Annotated in this window: 15 protein-coding genes; 11 read left to right on the forward strand and 4 right to left on the reverse strand. The window is 41.1% G+C overall.

The genetic code is table 11. The features are described from left to right. The first annotated feature begins 24 nt into the window (after positions 1-24). Genes F777_RS0114290 through F777_RS0114310 form a run of 5 tightly spaced genes read left to right on the forward strand, consistent with a single transcriptional unit; the run spans position 25 to position 5,228 of the window. Positions 25-1,239 carry an HD domain-containing protein gene (locus F777_RS0114290; protein ID WP_026752641.1) on the forward strand — a complete coding sequence of 405 codons (1,215 nt, stop codon included), beginning with the start codon at positions 25-27 and terminating at the stop codon, positions 1,237-1,239. A 9-nt stretch (positions 1,240-1,248) separates the two neighbouring features. Further along, positions 1,249-2,301 carry a UDP-3-O-(3-hydroxymyristoyl)glucosamine N-acyltransferase gene (gene lpxD / locus F777_RS0114295; RefSeq protein ID WP_026752642.1) on the forward strand — a complete coding sequence of 351 codons (1,053 nt, stop codon included), beginning with the start codon at positions 1,249-1,251 and terminating at the stop codon, positions 2,299-2,301. A 53-nt stretch (positions 2,302-2,354) separates the two neighbouring features. Beyond that, complete coding sequence (locus tag F777_RS0114300) at positions 2,355-3,767, forward strand: bifunctional UDP-3-O-[3-hydroxymyristoyl] N-acetylglucosamine deacetylase/3-hydroxyacyl-ACP dehydratase (protein WP_026752643.1); 1,413 nt, start codon at positions 2,355-2,357, stop codon at positions 3,765-3,767. Positions 3,768-3,805: 38 nt separating this feature from the next. Next, positions 3,806-4,603, forward strand: a complete 798-nt coding sequence (gene lpxA / locus F777_RS0114305; protein ID WP_026752644.1) for an acyl-ACP--UDP-N-acetylglucosamine O-acyltransferase — start codon at positions 3,806-3,808, stop codon at positions 4,601-4,603. Beyond that, entirely contained in the window at positions 4,590-5,228 is a 639-nt protein-coding gene (locus tag F777_RS0114310) for an ABC transporter ATP-binding protein (protein ID WP_235785959.1), read from the forward strand. Before lpxA ends, F777_RS0114310 begins: the two co-directional genes overlap by 14 nt. Here the strand turns inward: F777_RS0114310 and F777_RS0114315 are convergent. Beyond that, a complete protein-coding gene (locus F777_RS0114315) occupies positions 5,208-6,422 on the reverse strand; it encodes an alanine dehydrogenase (protein WP_026752646.1) in 1,215 nt (404 codons plus the stop codon). The genes F777_RS0114310 and F777_RS0114315 overlap by 21 nt on opposite strands. A gap of 29 nt (positions 6,423-6,451) precedes the next feature. Beyond that, on the reverse strand, positions 6,452-6,871 hold the full coding sequence (gene tsaE / locus F777_RS0114320) for a tRNA (adenosine(37)-N6)-threonylcarbamoyltransferase complex ATPase subunit type 1 TsaE (protein WP_026752647.1): 420 nt from the start codon (positions 6,869-6,871) through the stop codon (positions 6,452-6,454). Between the two features lie 79 nt (positions 6,872-6,950). Between tsaE and F777_RS0114325 the strand changes: the two genes are divergently transcribed. Beyond that, entirely contained in the window at positions 6,951-9,077 is a 2,127-nt protein-coding gene (locus F777_RS0114325; RefSeq protein WP_026752648.1) for a heavy metal translocating P-type ATPase, read from the forward strand. A 4-nt stretch (positions 9,078-9,081) separates the two neighbouring features. After that, on the forward strand, positions 9,082-10,986 hold the full coding sequence (locus F777_RS16905) for a RecQ family ATP-dependent DNA helicase (RefSeq protein WP_037369562.1): 1,905 nt from the start codon (positions 9,082-9,084) through the stop codon (positions 10,984-10,986). 36 nt (positions 10,987-11,022) lie between these two features. On the opposite strand, the gene F777_RS0114335 is transcribed toward F777_RS16905, so the two are convergent. Next, entirely contained in the window at positions 11,023-12,582 is a 1,560-nt protein-coding gene (locus tag F777_RS0114335) for a helicase HerA-like domain-containing protein (protein WP_026752649.1), read from the reverse strand. Positions 12,583-12,680: 98 nt separating this feature from the next. Between F777_RS0114335 and F777_RS0114340 the strand changes: the two genes are divergently transcribed. The 3 genes from F777_RS0114340 to F777_RS0114350 all read left to right on the forward strand — a co-directional run bounded on the left by F777_RS0114340 (position 12,681) and on the right by F777_RS0114350 (position 14,994). Then, positions 12,681-13,139, forward strand: coding sequence for a hypothetical protein (locus tag F777_RS0114340; protein ID WP_026752650.1), 459 nt, complete (start codon positions 12,681-12,683; stop codon positions 13,137-13,139). 147 nt (positions 13,140-13,286) lie between these two features. Next, positions 13,287-14,213 (forward strand): cytochrome-c peroxidase, encoded by a 927-nt coding sequence (locus F777_RS0114345; protein WP_026752651.1) that lies wholly within the window; start codon positions 13,287-13,289, stop codon positions 14,211-14,213. An 82-nt stretch (positions 14,214-14,295) separates the two neighbouring features. After that, positions 14,296-14,994, forward strand: a complete 699-nt coding sequence (locus F777_RS0114350; RefSeq protein WP_026752652.1) for a response regulator transcription factor — start codon at positions 14,296-14,298, stop codon at positions 14,992-14,994. 23 nt (positions 14,995-15,017) lie between these two features. Here the strand turns inward: F777_RS0114350 and ruvB are convergent, their stop codons facing one another. Then, the gene (ruvB, locus tag F777_RS0114355) at positions 15,018-16,049 is read right to left on the reverse strand and encodes a Holliday junction branch migration DNA helicase RuvB (protein ID WP_026752653.1); all 1,032 of its coding nucleotides are present in this window, start codon (positions 16,047-16,049) and stop codon (positions 15,018-15,020) included. A 55-nt stretch (positions 16,050-16,104) separates the two neighbouring features. On the opposite strand from ruvB, the gene F777_RS16910 reads away from it, so the two are divergent. Next, positions 16,105-16,788 carry a Rossmann-fold NAD(P)-binding domain-containing protein gene (locus F777_RS16910; protein WP_051408636.1) on the forward strand — a complete coding sequence of 228 codons (684 nt, stop codon included), beginning with the start codon at positions 16,105-16,107 and terminating at the stop codon, positions 16,786-16,788. Positions 16,789-16,790: the final 2 nt, after the last annotated feature.

Consider the following 16,790-nt stretch of genomic DNA (forward strand, 5'->3'; position numbering starts at 1 on the left):
CTTTATTAACAATTCAACAACAGCATGGACAAAGCGAAGCGTAAGATTATCAACGATCCGGTGTATGGATTTATCACCATTAACCATTCTCTAATTTTTTCCATCATCGGGCATCCCTTTTATCAGCGCCTCAGGAGAATTCAGCAAATGGCCATGGCTCAGCTGGTTTATCCGGGGGCAGTGCATACAAGATTACATCATTCACTGGGCGCTTATCACCTGATGTGCAATGTAATCACTGAATTGAGAAACAAGGATATTGAAATTACCAAAGAAGAAGAAATTGCGGTTAAAGCAGCCATTTTACTGCACGATATAGGTCATGGACCTTTTTCACATGCACTGGAACATGAGTTGGTCCAGGGGGTACATCATGAAGATCTTTCCCTGCAGATTATGCAGCAGATGAACAATGAGTTTAACGGACAACTTTCCCTGGCCATCGACATTTTTACCAATCAGTACCATAAACCCTTTCTGCACCAGCTAATCAGTGGTCAGCTGGATGTAGACAGAATGGATTATTTAAGCCGTGACAGTTTTTTCTCCGGAGTTAGTGAAGGGGTAATCGGCTATGACAGGATTTTAAAAATGCTGACAGTACATAATGGCCAGCTAATGATTGAGGAGAAAGGAATTTACAGTGTAGAAAAATTCCTGGTAGCCAGGCGGCAAATGTACTGGCAGGTGTATCTGCATAAAACCGTTTTATCTGCAGAAAAAATGTTAGTGAAAATTATACAAAGAGTAAGAGCCATTTATCCACGCTACAAGAAAGAACTGGCTACCGGGTCAGAAATTGATTATTTTCTGGGCGAATTTACCTTGCCCGTAACTTCGGCTTCTATACAGCGTTTCTGTTTAATGGACGACTTTGATGTAATAAGTGCCATAAAAAAATGGAGTCGTCATTCAGACAAAGTGCTTTCCATATTATGCACCCGATTACTCAATCGTGAAATTTATAAAACCAGCATACAATCAACCCCTTTTGCTGAAAGCTTTTTAGCGGAAAAGCAAGCAGAGATTATGAAAAAATTTGGAGTGAATGAAGAGGAGGCTTCCTATTTATGCTTTACAGGGATTGCGTCTAACACTACTTATCAAAGCAAGGAAGAAAAAATCAATATTCTTTACAAAGATGGCAGCGTAAAAGACATTACAGAAGTAGATAATTCAATGATACAACAGAATTTATCCTCCCAGGTAAAAAAATTTTACATTTGTCTGTTAAACTAATATAAATATATGCAGTTCACCGCAGCACAAATTGGCATGCTGATTAATGGAAAAGTAGAGGGAGATGCCAGTGTAACCGTTCAGTCTTTTGGAAAAATTGAAGAAGCCAAAGCTTCTCAGATTTCTTTTTTAGCCAATCCTAAATATGAGGATTTTCTATATACAACCGCCGCTTCCATTGTAATTGTGAACGATGCATTACAACTTAAGAAACCTGTAGCCGCTACGCTTATCAGGGTAGCCGATGCTTATTCTGCTTTTGCAGTGTTGATGACTAAATACCAGGAAATGGCGGCAAGTCAGCTAAAGGGTATACAGGAACCCAGTTATATTTCAAAAACAGCTCAGCTGGGCAAAAATGTATTCATTGGAGCTTTTGTCTATGTAGGTGAAAACGTAAAAATTGGCAACAATACCAAAATATATCCCGGGGTATACCTGGGTAACGATGTGGTTATTGGAGACAACACCACCCTATTTCCCGGTGCAAAAATTTATACCGGTTGTATAGTAGGCAATCAAGTAATTATTCATGCCGGTACCGTTATAGGGAGTGACGGATTTGGATTTGCTCCACAGGCTGATGGAACTTTTCAGAAAGTACCCCAGCTTGGCAATGTGGTAATTGAAGATTATGTAGAAATTGGAGCTAACAGTACCATTGACAGAGCCACGATGGGTTCTACCCTTATTCGTAAAGGGGTAAAAATTGACAACCTGGTTCAGATTGCCCACAATGTGGAAGTAGGGAACAATACGGTAATTGCTGCACAAACAGGTATTAGCGGCAGCAGTAAAGTAGGAAAATATGTAATGATGGGTGGCCAAACCGGTGTTGCTGGTCATTTAAGCATTGCGGATGGTACAAAAATTGGCGGCAAGAGTGGCATTACCAAAACCATCAAGGAACCCAATAAATCAGTGAACGGAAACCCGGCATTTGACTATACCAGTTCCCTTCGCGTGCAGGCTGCAACCAGAAACCTGCCCGAGTTGGAGAAACGGATAAAAGCACTGGAAAAAATGGTAGAGGACCTGGTTTCTGAGAAGCTTAAGTCTTAAATGAAGCATAAACGGTCGGGATAACTTAATTTCGCATATTAAAGCGCGGAAATATGGATATCAATTTTAATCCCGAAAAACAGCATACGCTTGCTCAGTCTATACAAATCAGTGGAACTGGCTTGCACACAGGTGTGCTGGTAGATATGATTTTAAAACCGGCGAACCCCGGATTTGGCATTCAGTTTCAGCGTACCGATCTCCCCAATAAACCTGTAATTAAGGCCGACTGTGACCTGGTAACCGACACGAGCCGGGGAACTACCCTGCAGATTGGAGATGCCAAAGTGAGCACGGTAGAACATATTCTGGCAGCCCTGGTTGGCATGGGGGTAGATAATGTGCTGATTGAAGTAAATGGCCCGGAAATCCCTATCATGGATGGTTCTTCAGCCCCTTTTATTGAGTTGATTGAAAAATCAGGGGTACAGGAGCAGGATGCTGCTAAAATCTGGTACAGTCTGGATGAAAATATATATCACTACGATGATGGTAAAAGAGTAGAAATGGTAGCCTTGCCTGCCATGGACTATCAGATTACCACCCTGATCGATTTCAATAGTCCGGTATTAGGTACCCAGCACGCTGGATTAAAATCAATCAAGGATTTTAAATCGGAAATAGCTCCTTGCAGAACTTTCTGTTTTTTACACGAACTGGAAATGCTGCTGGAAAATGACCTGATTAAAGGAGGGGATATCAACAATGCAATTGTGGTAGTAGACAAGCCCATTACCGATGCTGAAATGAGCAGGCTTGCCAAGATTTTCAAAAAAGAAGAGATTGCAGTAAAAAGTGAAGGCTACCTGAACAATCTGGAACTGCGCTTTCCCAATGAACCAGCGCGACACAAATTATTGGATGTAGTTGGCGATCTGGCATTAATTGGTTATCCCATTAAAGCAAGAATTATTGCAAACAGACCAGGCCATAGTTCCAATGTGGAATTTGCAAAAAAAATTAAGCAATACATCAAAAAGAATAAGCACGTTAAAGGTGTTCCAACCTATGACCCAACCATTCCACCGGTGTATACTTTAGAACAAATTGAGAAGACCCTGCCCCATCGTCATCCTTTTCTGCTGGTAGATAAAATTATTGAATTAACAGATACTTATATCGTGGGGATTAAAAACGTTACGTTTAACGAGTGGTTTTTCCCAGGCCATTTTCCAGGAAATCCGGTAATGCCCGGAGTACTTCAAATAGAAGCCCTGGCGCAAACAGGCGGTATTTTATGTATCAATTCTATGCCAGAAGGAAAATATGATACCTACTTCCTTAAAATTGACAATTGTAAATTCAAACAAATGGTTCGTCCGGGTGATACCATGGTATTGAAACTGGAATTCACGGGACCCATCCGCAGAGGAATTTGTGAAATGAGAGGAACCGTATATGTGGGCGGAAAAGTTGCCACAGAAGCTGATCTGGTAGCACAGGTCGTGCGAAGAGCGGACAACTAAAGCAGCCAAATTTGTATCTTACATACGAAAAGAAAAATATGACGCATCCATATACCTATATTGACCCTAATGCCAGAATTGCACCGAATGTAAAAATTGACCCTTTCACTGTAATTCACGGGGACGTTCAAATTGGAGAAGGAACCTGGATTGGGAGTAATGTTACCATCATGGATGGAACCCGCATTGGAAAAAATTGCCGGGTTTTCCCGGGTGCGGTTTTGGGTGCCATTCCACAGGATTTAAAATTTGTAGGAGAAAAAACAACGGTTGAAATAGGCGACCACACTACCATTCGTGAATTTGTAACCATCAACAGAGGTACAGAAGACCGTGGCAAAACCGTTATTGGAAATCATTGCTTAATTATGGCTTACAGCCATATTGCACACGACTGTATTATTGGAAGTCATGTAATCATGAGTAACAGCGTACAGGTTGCCGGACATGTTACTATCGGAGACTGGGCAGTAGTAGGCGGGGTTAGTGCCGTACACCAATTTGTTAATATTGGTCAACATACATTTATTGCCGGGGGCAGCTTGGTAAGCAAGGATGTTCCTCCGTATATCAAAGCAGTACGAAACCCGCTAAGCTATGGTGGAGTAAACAGTATTGGTTTAAAAAGAAGGGGCTTCCCGTTGGAACAAATCAATCATATTCTGGATGTGTATCGCACTATTTACAATAAAGGATTAAATACCACACAGGCATTGGAATACATAGAGGAAGAACTTCCAGCCACCGATGAAAGAGACGAAATTGTCACTTTTGTAAGAGAAAGTGGCCGAGGAATCATCAAGCGTTTTACCAAGGGTGCCAATGACGATGAATAACTATTTTATTCATTTGGACAATTGCGGAAAGAAATTCAACCGCGAATGGATTTTCAGAAAACTGAGTTACTCATTTGAATCTGGGAAGTCTTATGCCATTACTGGTTTCAACGGATCTGGTAAAAGCACACTCCTGCAATGTATTGCCGGCAGCATGGAACTGAATGAAGGCCAGATCAACCTGCCTGTAAAGCCCGAAGTACATTTTCAACAACTGGCAATCTGTACCCCCTATCTGGAATTAATTGAAGAAATGAGTGCAACAGAATTGCTGAGTTTTCATCAGCAATTCAAATTGATCAACCCTTCCATACAAATTGCAGAAATTCTTTCACTGGTTGGGCTGGAGAAGGCAGGAAGCAAACAAATCAATCGTTTTAGCAGTGGCATGAAACAAAGACTAAAACTGGCTCAGGCCGTTTTTTCTGACTGTCCGGTTCTGCTATTGGATGAGCCTTGTACCAATTTAGATAAACAAGGTTATCAATTATACCAGCAACTGATTACTGATTTCTGCAAAGACAAACTGGTAATTATTTGCAGTAACGAAGAGGCAGAAATTCATTTTTGCCAGGACCGGATTCATATCAACGACTACAAGCCTTTAACGTCGGCTGGCAATTAATAAATTGAGATCTGTGTATTTTAAATCAAATTTCTGACTGATATAAATATCAGTCAATGCTCCTTTAAAAAGGTATACGCCTTCCCGCAAATTGAATTTGTGCCAAATCATTTCTTCCAGACCTCCTTCATCACTTACTTCCAAAAGAAGCGGCATGAGCACATTACTGATTGCCTGAGAAGCTGTACGGGCAAAGCCACTGGGTATATTGGGAACGCAATAATGAATAACCCCGTGTTTTACAAACGTGGGCTCTTCATAAGAAGTTAGCTCGCTGGTTTCAAAACAGCCCCCCCGGTCAATTGCCACATCAATTATGATGCTATTGGGACGCATTGCTGCCACCATTTCCTCGGTTACAACCACAGGAGCACGTCCATATTCATTGCTTAGCGCACCTACCGCTACTTCACAGGTTTTTAATTGTTTAGCAAGAATGCGAGGTTCCAATACACTGGTCCAGACACGTTGTCCCAGATTATTCTGCATTTGCTTTAAGCGGTAGATATTGTTATCAAAAACTTTTACGGATGCCCCCATGGCAAGGGCATTACGGGTAGCACATTCTCCCACAATGCCAGCGCCTATTATAACTACTTTGGTAGGAGGAATTCCACTGATTCCGCCGAGTAAAACCCCTTTCCCATCATTAAAGCTGCTCAGGTATTGCCCGGCAATCAGCATCACAGCACTACCTGCAATTTCACTCATGCTTCTTACAATAGGATAAGTACCGCTATCATCTTTAAAATTTTCGAAACTGAGGGCCGTGATTCTCTTGGCCATCATTTTCTCAATGATTTCTTTTTTTAATGCGGAGTGGTGAATGGGAGAAATAATAATCTGATTCATCTGCAAAAGCGGAACATCTTCTTCCACCGGAGGTGCACTTTTAACCAGAATGGGACACTGGTAAACAGCAGCACGGTCATACACAATCTGAGCTCCTGCTTCCGAATAATCCTTATCAGAATAATGACTTCTTTCTCCTGCTTTGTGTTCAATGGTAACCTGGTTTCCATTGGCTACCAGCACGCCTACTGCATCCGGCGTTAAGGCAATCCTGTTTTCCTGAAAAGCAATTTCTCTGGGAATGCCTATATGCAATTTTGCCCCCGGGGTTTTAATGTCCAGGGTTTCTTCCATTACTTCATATAAAAGCGAAGGACTGATGCTGGGTCTGCTTGTTGCCATTGTTTGTGTTGAACGTTGAAGTTAACAAATTATGCCGATCTGTCTTCCTTAAATAAACGCCTGGTAGATGGGTCCAGCACTTCAAGGTTCAAATGCAATACTTCAGGACCAAGTAATCCGGGAGCGTTTTCCGGCCACTCCACAAAACAATATGCCCCACTTTGCAGAATATCTTCAATCCCTGCATCCATTGCTTCAGATTCGGACTGCAAGCGATACCAGTCCATATGATATACCGGTCCTTTTTCGCAAGCATATTCATTTACAATGGCAAATGTGGGGCTGCTCAATCCATCTTTCACACCCAACTGTTTGCAAAGTGCATTAATAAAAGTAGTTTTTCCTGCTCCCATTGGCGCATGGAAAGCCCAGATTTTATGAGTAGGGAATTTTTTAAGAAAAACCGCCGCAACGGTTTCTATCTGTTCCAGGCTGAAAATTGCATCCATGATACAAAGATAATCAGGCTTCTGCGAATATTATTCCAATATCGCAAATGAAGGAGGCAGGGCTTTTGTAAATTTGAGCATGGAAAAAGTTAATTGGAAAGTAACAGGTATGAGTTGCACCAATTGTGCCCTCAGTATAGATAAATTCCTCAAAGAAAAAGGGATGGAAGAAGTGAAGGTTAACTTCATCGGAGGTGATGTGAGTTTTGCCATGCCCGAGCATACAGATAAGCTTAGCTTACAAAAAGGGATTCAGGGAATGGGGTATCAGGTAAAGGGATCAGAACTGGAATCCAGTGCAAGAAAGCCGCTATTCCGTTCGCACCTGCAAAGATTTGCCTTCTGTGCTGTTTTTACATTGCCCCTGATGGTGCATATGATACCAGGCGTGCATATTCACTGGTTAATGAATCCTTATGTTCAACTGGGATTAACCCTTCCTGTTTTTATTTTAGGAATGGATTTTTTTGGCAGAAGTGGCTTTAAAAGTCTAATGAAAGGAGTCCCCAATATGAATGTATTGATTGCCATAGGTGCACTCTCTGCTTTTGTTTACAGTTTATATGGCACCCTTACCCATCAGGCAGCTGATTATTTATTTTATGAAACTGCTGCCACCATCATTACTTTGGTTTTCTTGGGCTATTGGATGGAAGATAAATCGGTGGAGCAAACACAAATTGCCTTGCGTAAACTGGCACAGTCGCAAAAGACCATGGCCAATATGATTGCCTACGATAACGAGCAGAATGAACATATATTTCCTGTAGAAAGTACTTCTTTAAAAACCGGGGACCTCTTGCTTATAAGAAACGGGGAAGCAGTTCCGATGGACTGTAAAATTTTATCCGGTGAAGTATCCGTAGACGAATCCATTATCACCGGAGAATCCATTCCGGTTGAGAAAAAAGTAAAAGATATTTTGATTGGTGGATCAACAGTAGTAAACGGTTCTGTTAAAGCTTATGTAACTGCTGTAGGAGAAGACTCTGTTTTGGGCAATATTTTATCAATGGTAAAAAATGCACAAACAGAAAAACCACCCGTTCAATTATTGGCAGATAAAATCAGTGCCATATTTGTACCTGCTGTCATTAGCATTGCGGCCCTCACTTTTATTTTGAATTATACGGTTGGCTCACAAGACTTCACCAATAGTTTAATGAGAAGCATTGCCGTATTGGTAATCTCCTGCCCCTGTGCCATGGGGCTGGCCACGCCTGCAGCCATAGCAGTAGGTTTGGGAAGAGCCGCTAAAAACGGGGTCTTGTTTAAAAACACCAAAACACTTGAATTATTTAAAGATATTCAACAGGTAGTATTCGATAAAACAGGAACCCTAACCACAGGAAAATTCAGCATTGAAAAAATGGAATTGACCCAAGCGGGTAAAGAATTAGGAGAGCAAGCCTGTAAAAATATAACCTACTCGCTGGAAAAATATTCCACCCATCCGCTGGCAAAAGCCATCGCCCTGCACTGGAAAACAAAGGAAGAAATCAGGTTCAGCAAAGTAAATGAAGAAAGAGGCCTGGGGGTTACCGCAACAGATAAGGAGGGGAATGTATATATGGCAGCTTCCTATAAAGCTGTTGCGCATTTAACCAGCGATCAAAGCTTCAATATTTATCTGGTAAAAAACAATGAACTACTGGCTTCCATTCTATTGCAGGATGAAATAAGACCTGAAGCAGGCATGATTATAAAAGCCCTTCAGCAAAAAGGCATCAAAACCATTATACTTAGCGGTGATACTCAGGCAAAATGCCAGACGGTTGCCGACAAACTGGACATAGAGGAAATATATGCAGAACAAAGTCCGGCACAAAAACTGGAAAGAATTGAAGCATTGACAGCAATAGCGCCAACAGCCATGGTTGGGGATGGCATCAATGATGCGCCAGCACTTGCAAAGGCAACCGTGGGTGTTTCATTGAGTGATGCAACACATATTGCCCTGCAAAGTGCAGAAGTAGTTTTGATGAATCACGGAATCAAAAATCTTTCGCTCGCACTGGGTCTGGGTAAACATACTTACAAAACCATACAGCAAAATCTTTTCTGGGCATTTATTTACAATATAGTGGCCATTCCGGTTGCTGCAATGGGATACCTGAGTCCTACGATTGGTGCACTGGTAATGGGATTGAGCGATGTAGTACTGGCCATCAATTCGGTAAGACTGAACTTTAAAAAAGTGGATTAATTCTTTGTCAACTCCACTTTCCATATTACAGCAATACTGGAAGCATGCAGCTTTCAGACCTTTACAGGAAGAAATCATTCATGCTGTATTAAATGGCACAGATACGCTTGCGCTATTACCTACAGGTGGAGGCAAATCGGTCTGTTATCAGATACCAGGCATACTCAGAGGTGGCACTTCTCTGGTCATCAGTCCACTGATTGCTTTGATGAAAGATCAGGTGGATGCATTAAATCAAAAAGGAATTTCGGCTGCTGCCATTCACAGCGGACTAACAAAAGAAGAGGTAAAAAATATCCTTCTGCAAGCAACCGAAGGAATCTATCAATTTCTTTATTGTTCTCCGGAAAGACTGGAAAGTAGCTTATTCAATGAGTTCCTTTCTCATATTCCTATTCAATTGCTGGTCGTAGACGAAGCCCATTGCATTTCACAATGGGGTTACGATTTCAGACCTGCTTATTGCAGAATAGCCGCCACCAAAGAAAAGTTACCCGACGTTCCTGTTATAGCAGTAACTGCATCGGCAACTCCCCTGGTATTGGCAGACATTCAGGAACAATTGAAGCTGAAATCACCAGCTGTTTTTAAACAAAGTTTCTTAAGACCCAATATCTCATACAGTGCTTTTAATACGGAGAGCAAAATCAATAAAATCCTGGAAATCATTCATAAAATTCCAGGCTCAGGAATTGTCTATTGCAACAACAGAAGACAATGCAAAAAAATTGCTGAAGCTATTCTATTGCAGGGGATTGCTGCAGATTTTTATCATGCAGGGCTGCAGCAGTCAGTAAGAGAACAAAAACAACAGAACTGGATCAACAATAAAATCCGAATCATGGTTTGCACCAATGCTTTTGGCATGGGCATAGACAAACCTGATGTTAGGACCGTTATCCATCACGATATTCCGGATTGCCTGGAAAATTATTATCAGGAAGCAGGCAGAGCCGGCAGAGATGAAAAGAGAGCATTTGCAGTTCTATTATGGCAGGAAAAAGACCTGGCTGCCTTAACTGAACAGACTGAAATAAAATTTCCACCCATACCGGTTATCCAGCAAGTATACCAGGCCATTGCCGACTTTCTACAAATTCCCGTTGGCAGTGGTGAAGGCATCTACTATGATTTTGATTTTGAAACTTTTACCCGGCGATTTTCACTTGAGCCCTTGCTGGTGGTGAATGTATTGAGAATACTGGAACAGGAGGGGCATATTCAATTTAGCGAACAGATTTTTCTGCCTTCTCAGGTAAGTTTTACCACCGACACCCAAAACCTTTCTCAGTTTGAAGAAATGTATCCGGCACTGGAGCCAGTTATCAAAGCATTATTAAGAACCTATCCGGGCATTTTTAACAACCGGGTTTCCGTTTACGACCAGCAACTGACCAGAATTTGCAGGATGAATCTGGAACAGATACATACAGCACTAAAGCAGTTGCAGGCCCTGGGCATTATTGAATATTTACCCAAAAAAGAAACTCCGCAAATACATTTTATACTGAACAGAGCTCCTGCAAAATACCTGCATATCCAGCATGAAGCCTATCTGGAAAGAAAAAAACTTCACCTGAACCGGGTTGGCCGGATAATTGCCTATGCAAGAGAAAAAAACAAATGCAGAAGCCAGTTTATCGGAGATTATTTTGGTGATGAAGGAGCAAAAAACTGTGGTGTTTGCGATTACTGTTTTCAGCAAAAAAATAAAAATATATCCCAAAAGGAATTCAATGCCATTGAAATAGCTATTCAAAAAAGCAAAGAGAAAACCATTGCTGTTGATGCATTAATCAAAGCCTGCGAAAACATAAATCCAAAACGTATCTGGGAGATTTTAAACTTTCTTCAGGCCGAATCCAAAATTGAAATTTCAGAAGAGAAACGCATCCTGTGGCTGCAATAAAACAGTAGTACTTTTCATTAGCAAAGTACTACCACTTTACCTTCTTCTTGTTGTTCTTCCGGAACCTGATCTGCCACCCAACCCCAATGCCCCCAGCAAACTGCGCGTAATGATACTGGCTGCTGTTCTGCCCACCTGCTTTACAATAGGATTGTCAAAGAAGGCTTCAGTTGCGGAAGAAGATTCCTGCGATTGTTTTTCCTGCACTTTTTCTGCAGCACGCTCAGCTGTGATAGCTTGTGCTTCCGCTAATTTCTGATTCAGTATTTCATAAGCACTCAGGCTATCGATTTCCTGGTTGTATTTGGCCACCAGTTTACTCTTTGCATTGATGGCATTGATTTCTGCATCTGACAAAATATCCATCCTGCTTTGAGGTGGATTCAACAAGGTATGAACCAACGGAGTCGGAATTCCTTTTTCATTTAATAAAGTAACCAATGCTTCTCCAATACCCAACTGTGTAAGGAGTTCATCCACCTCATAAAATTCAGACTCCGGAAAATTCTCTGCAGCCTGTTTGATGGTTTTTCTATCCGCAGCTGTAAAAGCACGCAATGCATGTTGCACTTTCAAACCCAGTTGACTTAGAATGGAAGGCGGAATATCCTGCGGATTCTGGGTGCAAAAGAAAATGCCTACTCCTTTAGAACGGATTAATTTAATGACGGTTTCCAGCTGTTGCAACAAAGCGTCAGAAGCTTCCTGAAAAATCAGATGCGCTTCATCAATGAACAACACCAGCTTGGGTTTATCCAGATCACCTTCTTCAGGACAACTGGCGTAAAGCTCTGCCAGCAACTGCAACATAAAGGTGGAGAACAATTTGGGTTTGTCCTGCATATCAGTTACCCTAAGGATATTAATCATCCCCCGACCTTCATCATTAATTCGCATTAAATCATCAACTTCAAAACTTTTCTCGCCAAAAAATATATCTGCTCCCTGCTGTTGCAATTCAATTACTTTTCTGAGAATGGTACCCGTGGAAGTAGTAGAAATTTTTCCATAGTCCTTTTCCATTTCCGCCTTTCCTTCATTGCCTATGAATTGAAGCACTTTAATAAAGTCTTTCAGATCGAGTAAGGGCATGGCAGTATCATCGCAGTATTTAAAAATCATGGATACCAGCCCCCCCTGCGTATCATTCAATCCCAAAATTTTACTCAGCAAAACAGGACCAAATTCAGAAACCGTTGCCCTTAATCTTACACCATGATTCCCTGTTAGGGTTAGTAATTCAACCGGATAGGCAGTGGGCTTCCAGGACAGATTCATTTTTGCAATTCGCTCCTGAATTTTATCGTTCATTACTCCTTCTGCAGCAATTCCACTCAAGTCGCCTTTTATATCCATGAGCATCACAGGCACACTGTTGTCACTTAAACATTCACTAATCAATTGAAGCGTTTTGGTTTTACCTGTTCCTGTTGCACCGGCAATTAATCCGTGACGGTTCAAGGTTTTTAAGGGTAAATAAATATTAGCTTCGGGCACTACTTCTCCATTTAAAATGCCACAACCAATCTTCACAAATTCACCTTTAAACTGATAGCCTTTTTGAATGGCTTCTAAAAAAGCATGTACATTACTCATACCAATCATTTTTTTCTAAAATAGACAATGCCAGAGAGGGTTCAAAATAAATTTTATCAGCTACCACCACATTGTTATTTTCATTCAAAGAATTCCTTATGTTTCGTAATATCTTTAATTCAAACTGGTTAATCTACAAATTTGTAGGATTCATTTGTATTGTATTAGGCGGATGGGGGTTTTTCAGTTCATTACTAAGTGAAGAATATACCCTACACCTGCCAGTGAAGCAAAAATTAAGTATTCAGGAACCTCAGACCTTACTTCGTTTTAACAAGGCAACACTTATGACACAAGAGACTGTTTTGGAAATCAAAAATCCGAGTGTGATGCAACGCTTATTTTGGCCCAATCTGAATGCTTTTGAACCACTTGTCTGGCTGGTTGTCTGTATTGCAGGAATAACGGCCCTTAAACTATTCATGGGACTGGGCAATACTTTAGAAGTATTTGAATCCAATCTGAAATGGCTGAAGTTGATATGGGGGAGTTGTATTATTTGCTTTTTCGTTTTTACATCAGCAGCTATTTTATCAACACACAGGTTGAGGCCTTAACAAACGGTCAAATTGAGTTTAACCGATATGGAAATAATCATTCGCGGGATATTGTTTGGATTGGCATTCTTTTTGGGCTTCTTCATCGTTTTTATGAAAAAGCAGTAGAATTGAAAAAAAGCATGGGCTAAGTTGTATTTTTGTCCAATGAAAAAATGGTGGGTGATAGGAGGATTGGGACTGGCTGTTGCCTTTAGCGTCGGCTTTAATCCCCCCACCCCAATAAAGACCAAAGCCCAGTTAGGCAAAAAACTTTTTTCTGACCCCATTCTCTCCAAAGACAATAGCATCAGTTGCGCCAGCTGTCATATCCCAGCTTATGGTTTTGCAGACACCTTAGCCATCAGCTTAGGTGTGGGGGCTACACCGGGAAGCCGCAATGCCCCAACAGTAATGAATCTCAGAGGTCATGATCCATTTTTCTGGGATGGCAGGGCAGCAACCCTGGAAGCTCAGGCAATCATGCCCATTGAGAACCCGGTAGAAATGAATTTGCCCATTAAGGAAGCCGTTAAAAGATTGAATGAAAGCAAAACCTACCGGTCTCTTTTTATGGCAATTTTTAAGCAGACACCCAATGCAAAAAATCTGGGACAGGCATTGGCAGCTTTTCAGAACACCCTGGAAACCGATGAGTCAGACTTCGATTTGGATCAGATGAGTGAATCTGCAGAGAGAGGCCGTCAACTATTTGTTAGCGATAAAACCAAATGTTTTGATTGCCATAACGGAACGGATTTTACCAATGATGACTTTAAAAATATTGGATTGTACGACGGAGTTTCACTCGTAGACGAGGGACGTTATGCCATTACCAAAAACAAGGAAGATCTGGGTAAATTTAAAACGCCGGGACTCCGGAATGTGGCGGTTACGGCCCCTTATATGCACAATGGAATGTTTAAAACTTTGGAAGAAGTAGTTGAGTATTACGACAACCCTTACAAATTTGTTCCCAAACCCATTAATATCGACAGCACTTTAAGAGAGCCCCTCAACCTGAGTCAGCAAGACAAAAGTGATCTGGTAAATTTTTTAAAAGCCCTTACCGATAAGCAATTTGTAAAAAAATAGCGGATTATATTTAACAAAAGATTGCAGCCCCTCAAAGAGATAATTTTCGTAAATTATTGTTATTTCACTCAAAATAATTCCAATGGAAGATAAAAGACAGTACAAAATTCTACTTTGCGAAGACGATACAAACCTGGGTATGGTATTAAAAAACTACCTGGAATTGAACGAATACGAAGTTACTTTAGAGCGTGACGGCAGATTGGGTCTGGCAGCATTTCAACGCGAGAAATTCGACATCTGCTTATTAGATGTAATGATGCCCAATATGGATGGATTTACCCTGGCGGAAGAAATCAGAGATATTGATCCTGATGTGCCTTTGTTTTTCCTAAGTGCAAAAACCATGAAAGACGATATTATCCAGGGGTACAAACTGGGTGCTGATGATTATATCACCAAACCCTTCGACAGCGAAGTACTGTTATTGAAAATAAGAGCGATTCTGAAAAGAAACGAGGAAGAAAATAAAATCAATGACAATGTTGAATTTGATTTAGGCACTTATCATTTTAATCCCAAGCTGAGAGAGCTAAAAAATGGCACAACCATGCAAACCCTTTCTCCTAAAGAAAATGAACTTTTAAAGATGCTTGCGGAACACAAAAATGATTTGCTCCCCCGTGAAAGAGCATTGAAAAAAATATGGGGAAGTGATACTTATTTCAACGGAAGAAGCATGGACGTTTACATTGCCAAACTCCGCAAGTATTTAAAAGAAGACAGCAATATTGAAATTGTTAATATTCATGGAAACGGCTTCAGACTTGTTGCCCCATAGTAGATTTAAAAATTAGGGATGCCCTAACTGAAAAGTTCCCCGGCTTCCCCTCTTTTCATAACAATCCCCAGGTGATTATAAGCTTTCAAAGTAGCTTCTCTTCCCCTGGGGGTTCTTTGTAAAAAGCCTTCCTGAATTAAAAAAGGTTCATACACTTCTTCAATGGTACCAGGCTCTTCGCCCACTGCAGTTGCAATGGTAGTAATTCCAACAGGACCTCCTTTGAATTTATTGATAATAGCAGATAAGATACGGTTGTCCATTTCGTCCAGTCCATGCGCATCTACATTCAAAGCTTTCAAGGCATGCTGTGTAATGCCCAGATCAATTTTTCCATCGTTCAATACCTGTGCAAAATCACGTACTCTTCTGAGCAAGCCATTGGCAATTCTAGGTGTACCCCTGCTTCGGCCGGCAATTTCAGCTGCTGCATCAATGGTAATTTGAGTACCCAATATAGATGCACTTCTCTCAATAATCTTTTGCAAAACGGTTGCCCCATAATATTCCAGGCGAGATTTTATACCGAATCTGGAAAGCAAAGGTGCCGTTAATAAACCACTCCGGGTGGTTGCACCTACCAGCGTAAAGGGATTCAGATTAATCTGTATGCTTCTGGCATTGGGACCAGAATCAATCATGATATCGATTTTGAAATCTTCCATTGCAGAATACAGATACTCTTCAACTACCGTACTCAGTCTATGAATTTCATCTATAAAAAGTACGTCATTGGGTTGCAAATTGGTCAGCAGACCAGCCAGATCACCGGGTTTTTCAATTACCGGTCCTGAAGTTTCCTTGATGCTTACCCCCAACTCATTGGCAACAATACGGCTCAGCGTTGTTTTACCCAAGCCCGGGGGGCCATGAAATAAGATATGATCCAGCGCTTCTCCCCTGATTTTGGCAGCCTTAATAAAAATCACCAGATTCTCAATTAACTGGGGCTGCCCGGAAAATTCGTCGATTTCCCTGGGGCGAATGGTATTTTCAAACTCCCTTTCAGAAGCATTTAATCCATTCAAATCGCTGTTCAGATTATTATTTGACATAACTCTTCAAAAGTACAAATAAAGCAGTCCTTATCTTTGATAAAATTAAAGCAAGGTGCAAAGAAAAGCGTTGGTATTAGGAGCAAGTGGATTAACAGGGTCTTATTTGCTTGAAATGCTGTTAGATTCCGACTTATACAGTCAGGTTACCATTTATGTGCGCAAGCCATTAGGGAGAGTGCACCCTAAACTGGTAGAACAGCTGGTAAACTTTGCCACCATTGAATCCTGGACAGAAGCTGATGATGTTTACTGCTGTTTAGGGGCAACCATCAAAACCGTAAAAACCAGGGAAGCTTTTACGCTAATAGACTTACATGCTCCACTTCATATAGCCAAACTACAGCTATATGCAGGCAGCAAACGGTTGCTGGTGATTACCGCAGCCGGAGCCAATCCTAAATCAAGTGTATTCTACAACCGGACCAAAGGAAAATTAGAAGAAGCTTTAAAGCAGCTCAACTATAGCTCCATTTATATTTTCCAACCCTCTTTCATCCTGGGGCCGAGAAAAGAATCGAGATGGCTGGAAGAGTTGGGAATATTCTTTGCATTAAAAGCCATGCCGATTATGAAAGGCAGGTTTAAAAAATATTTACCCGTACATGCCAAAGCCATTGCCAGAAGCATGCTCTACTTTGCAGGTCATTCCAAAACTGGTATTCACACGATTCAATCGCATATCATTAAACAATGGGAGAAGCCAGACTTTGTACCTAATCAGCAAAATCAATCATAAGA

It is taken from the genome of Sediminibacterium sp. C3 (genome assembly GCF_000508085.1).
Classification (GTDB): domain Bacteria; phylum Bacteroidota; class Bacteroidia; order Chitinophagales; family Chitinophagaceae; genus Sediminibacterium.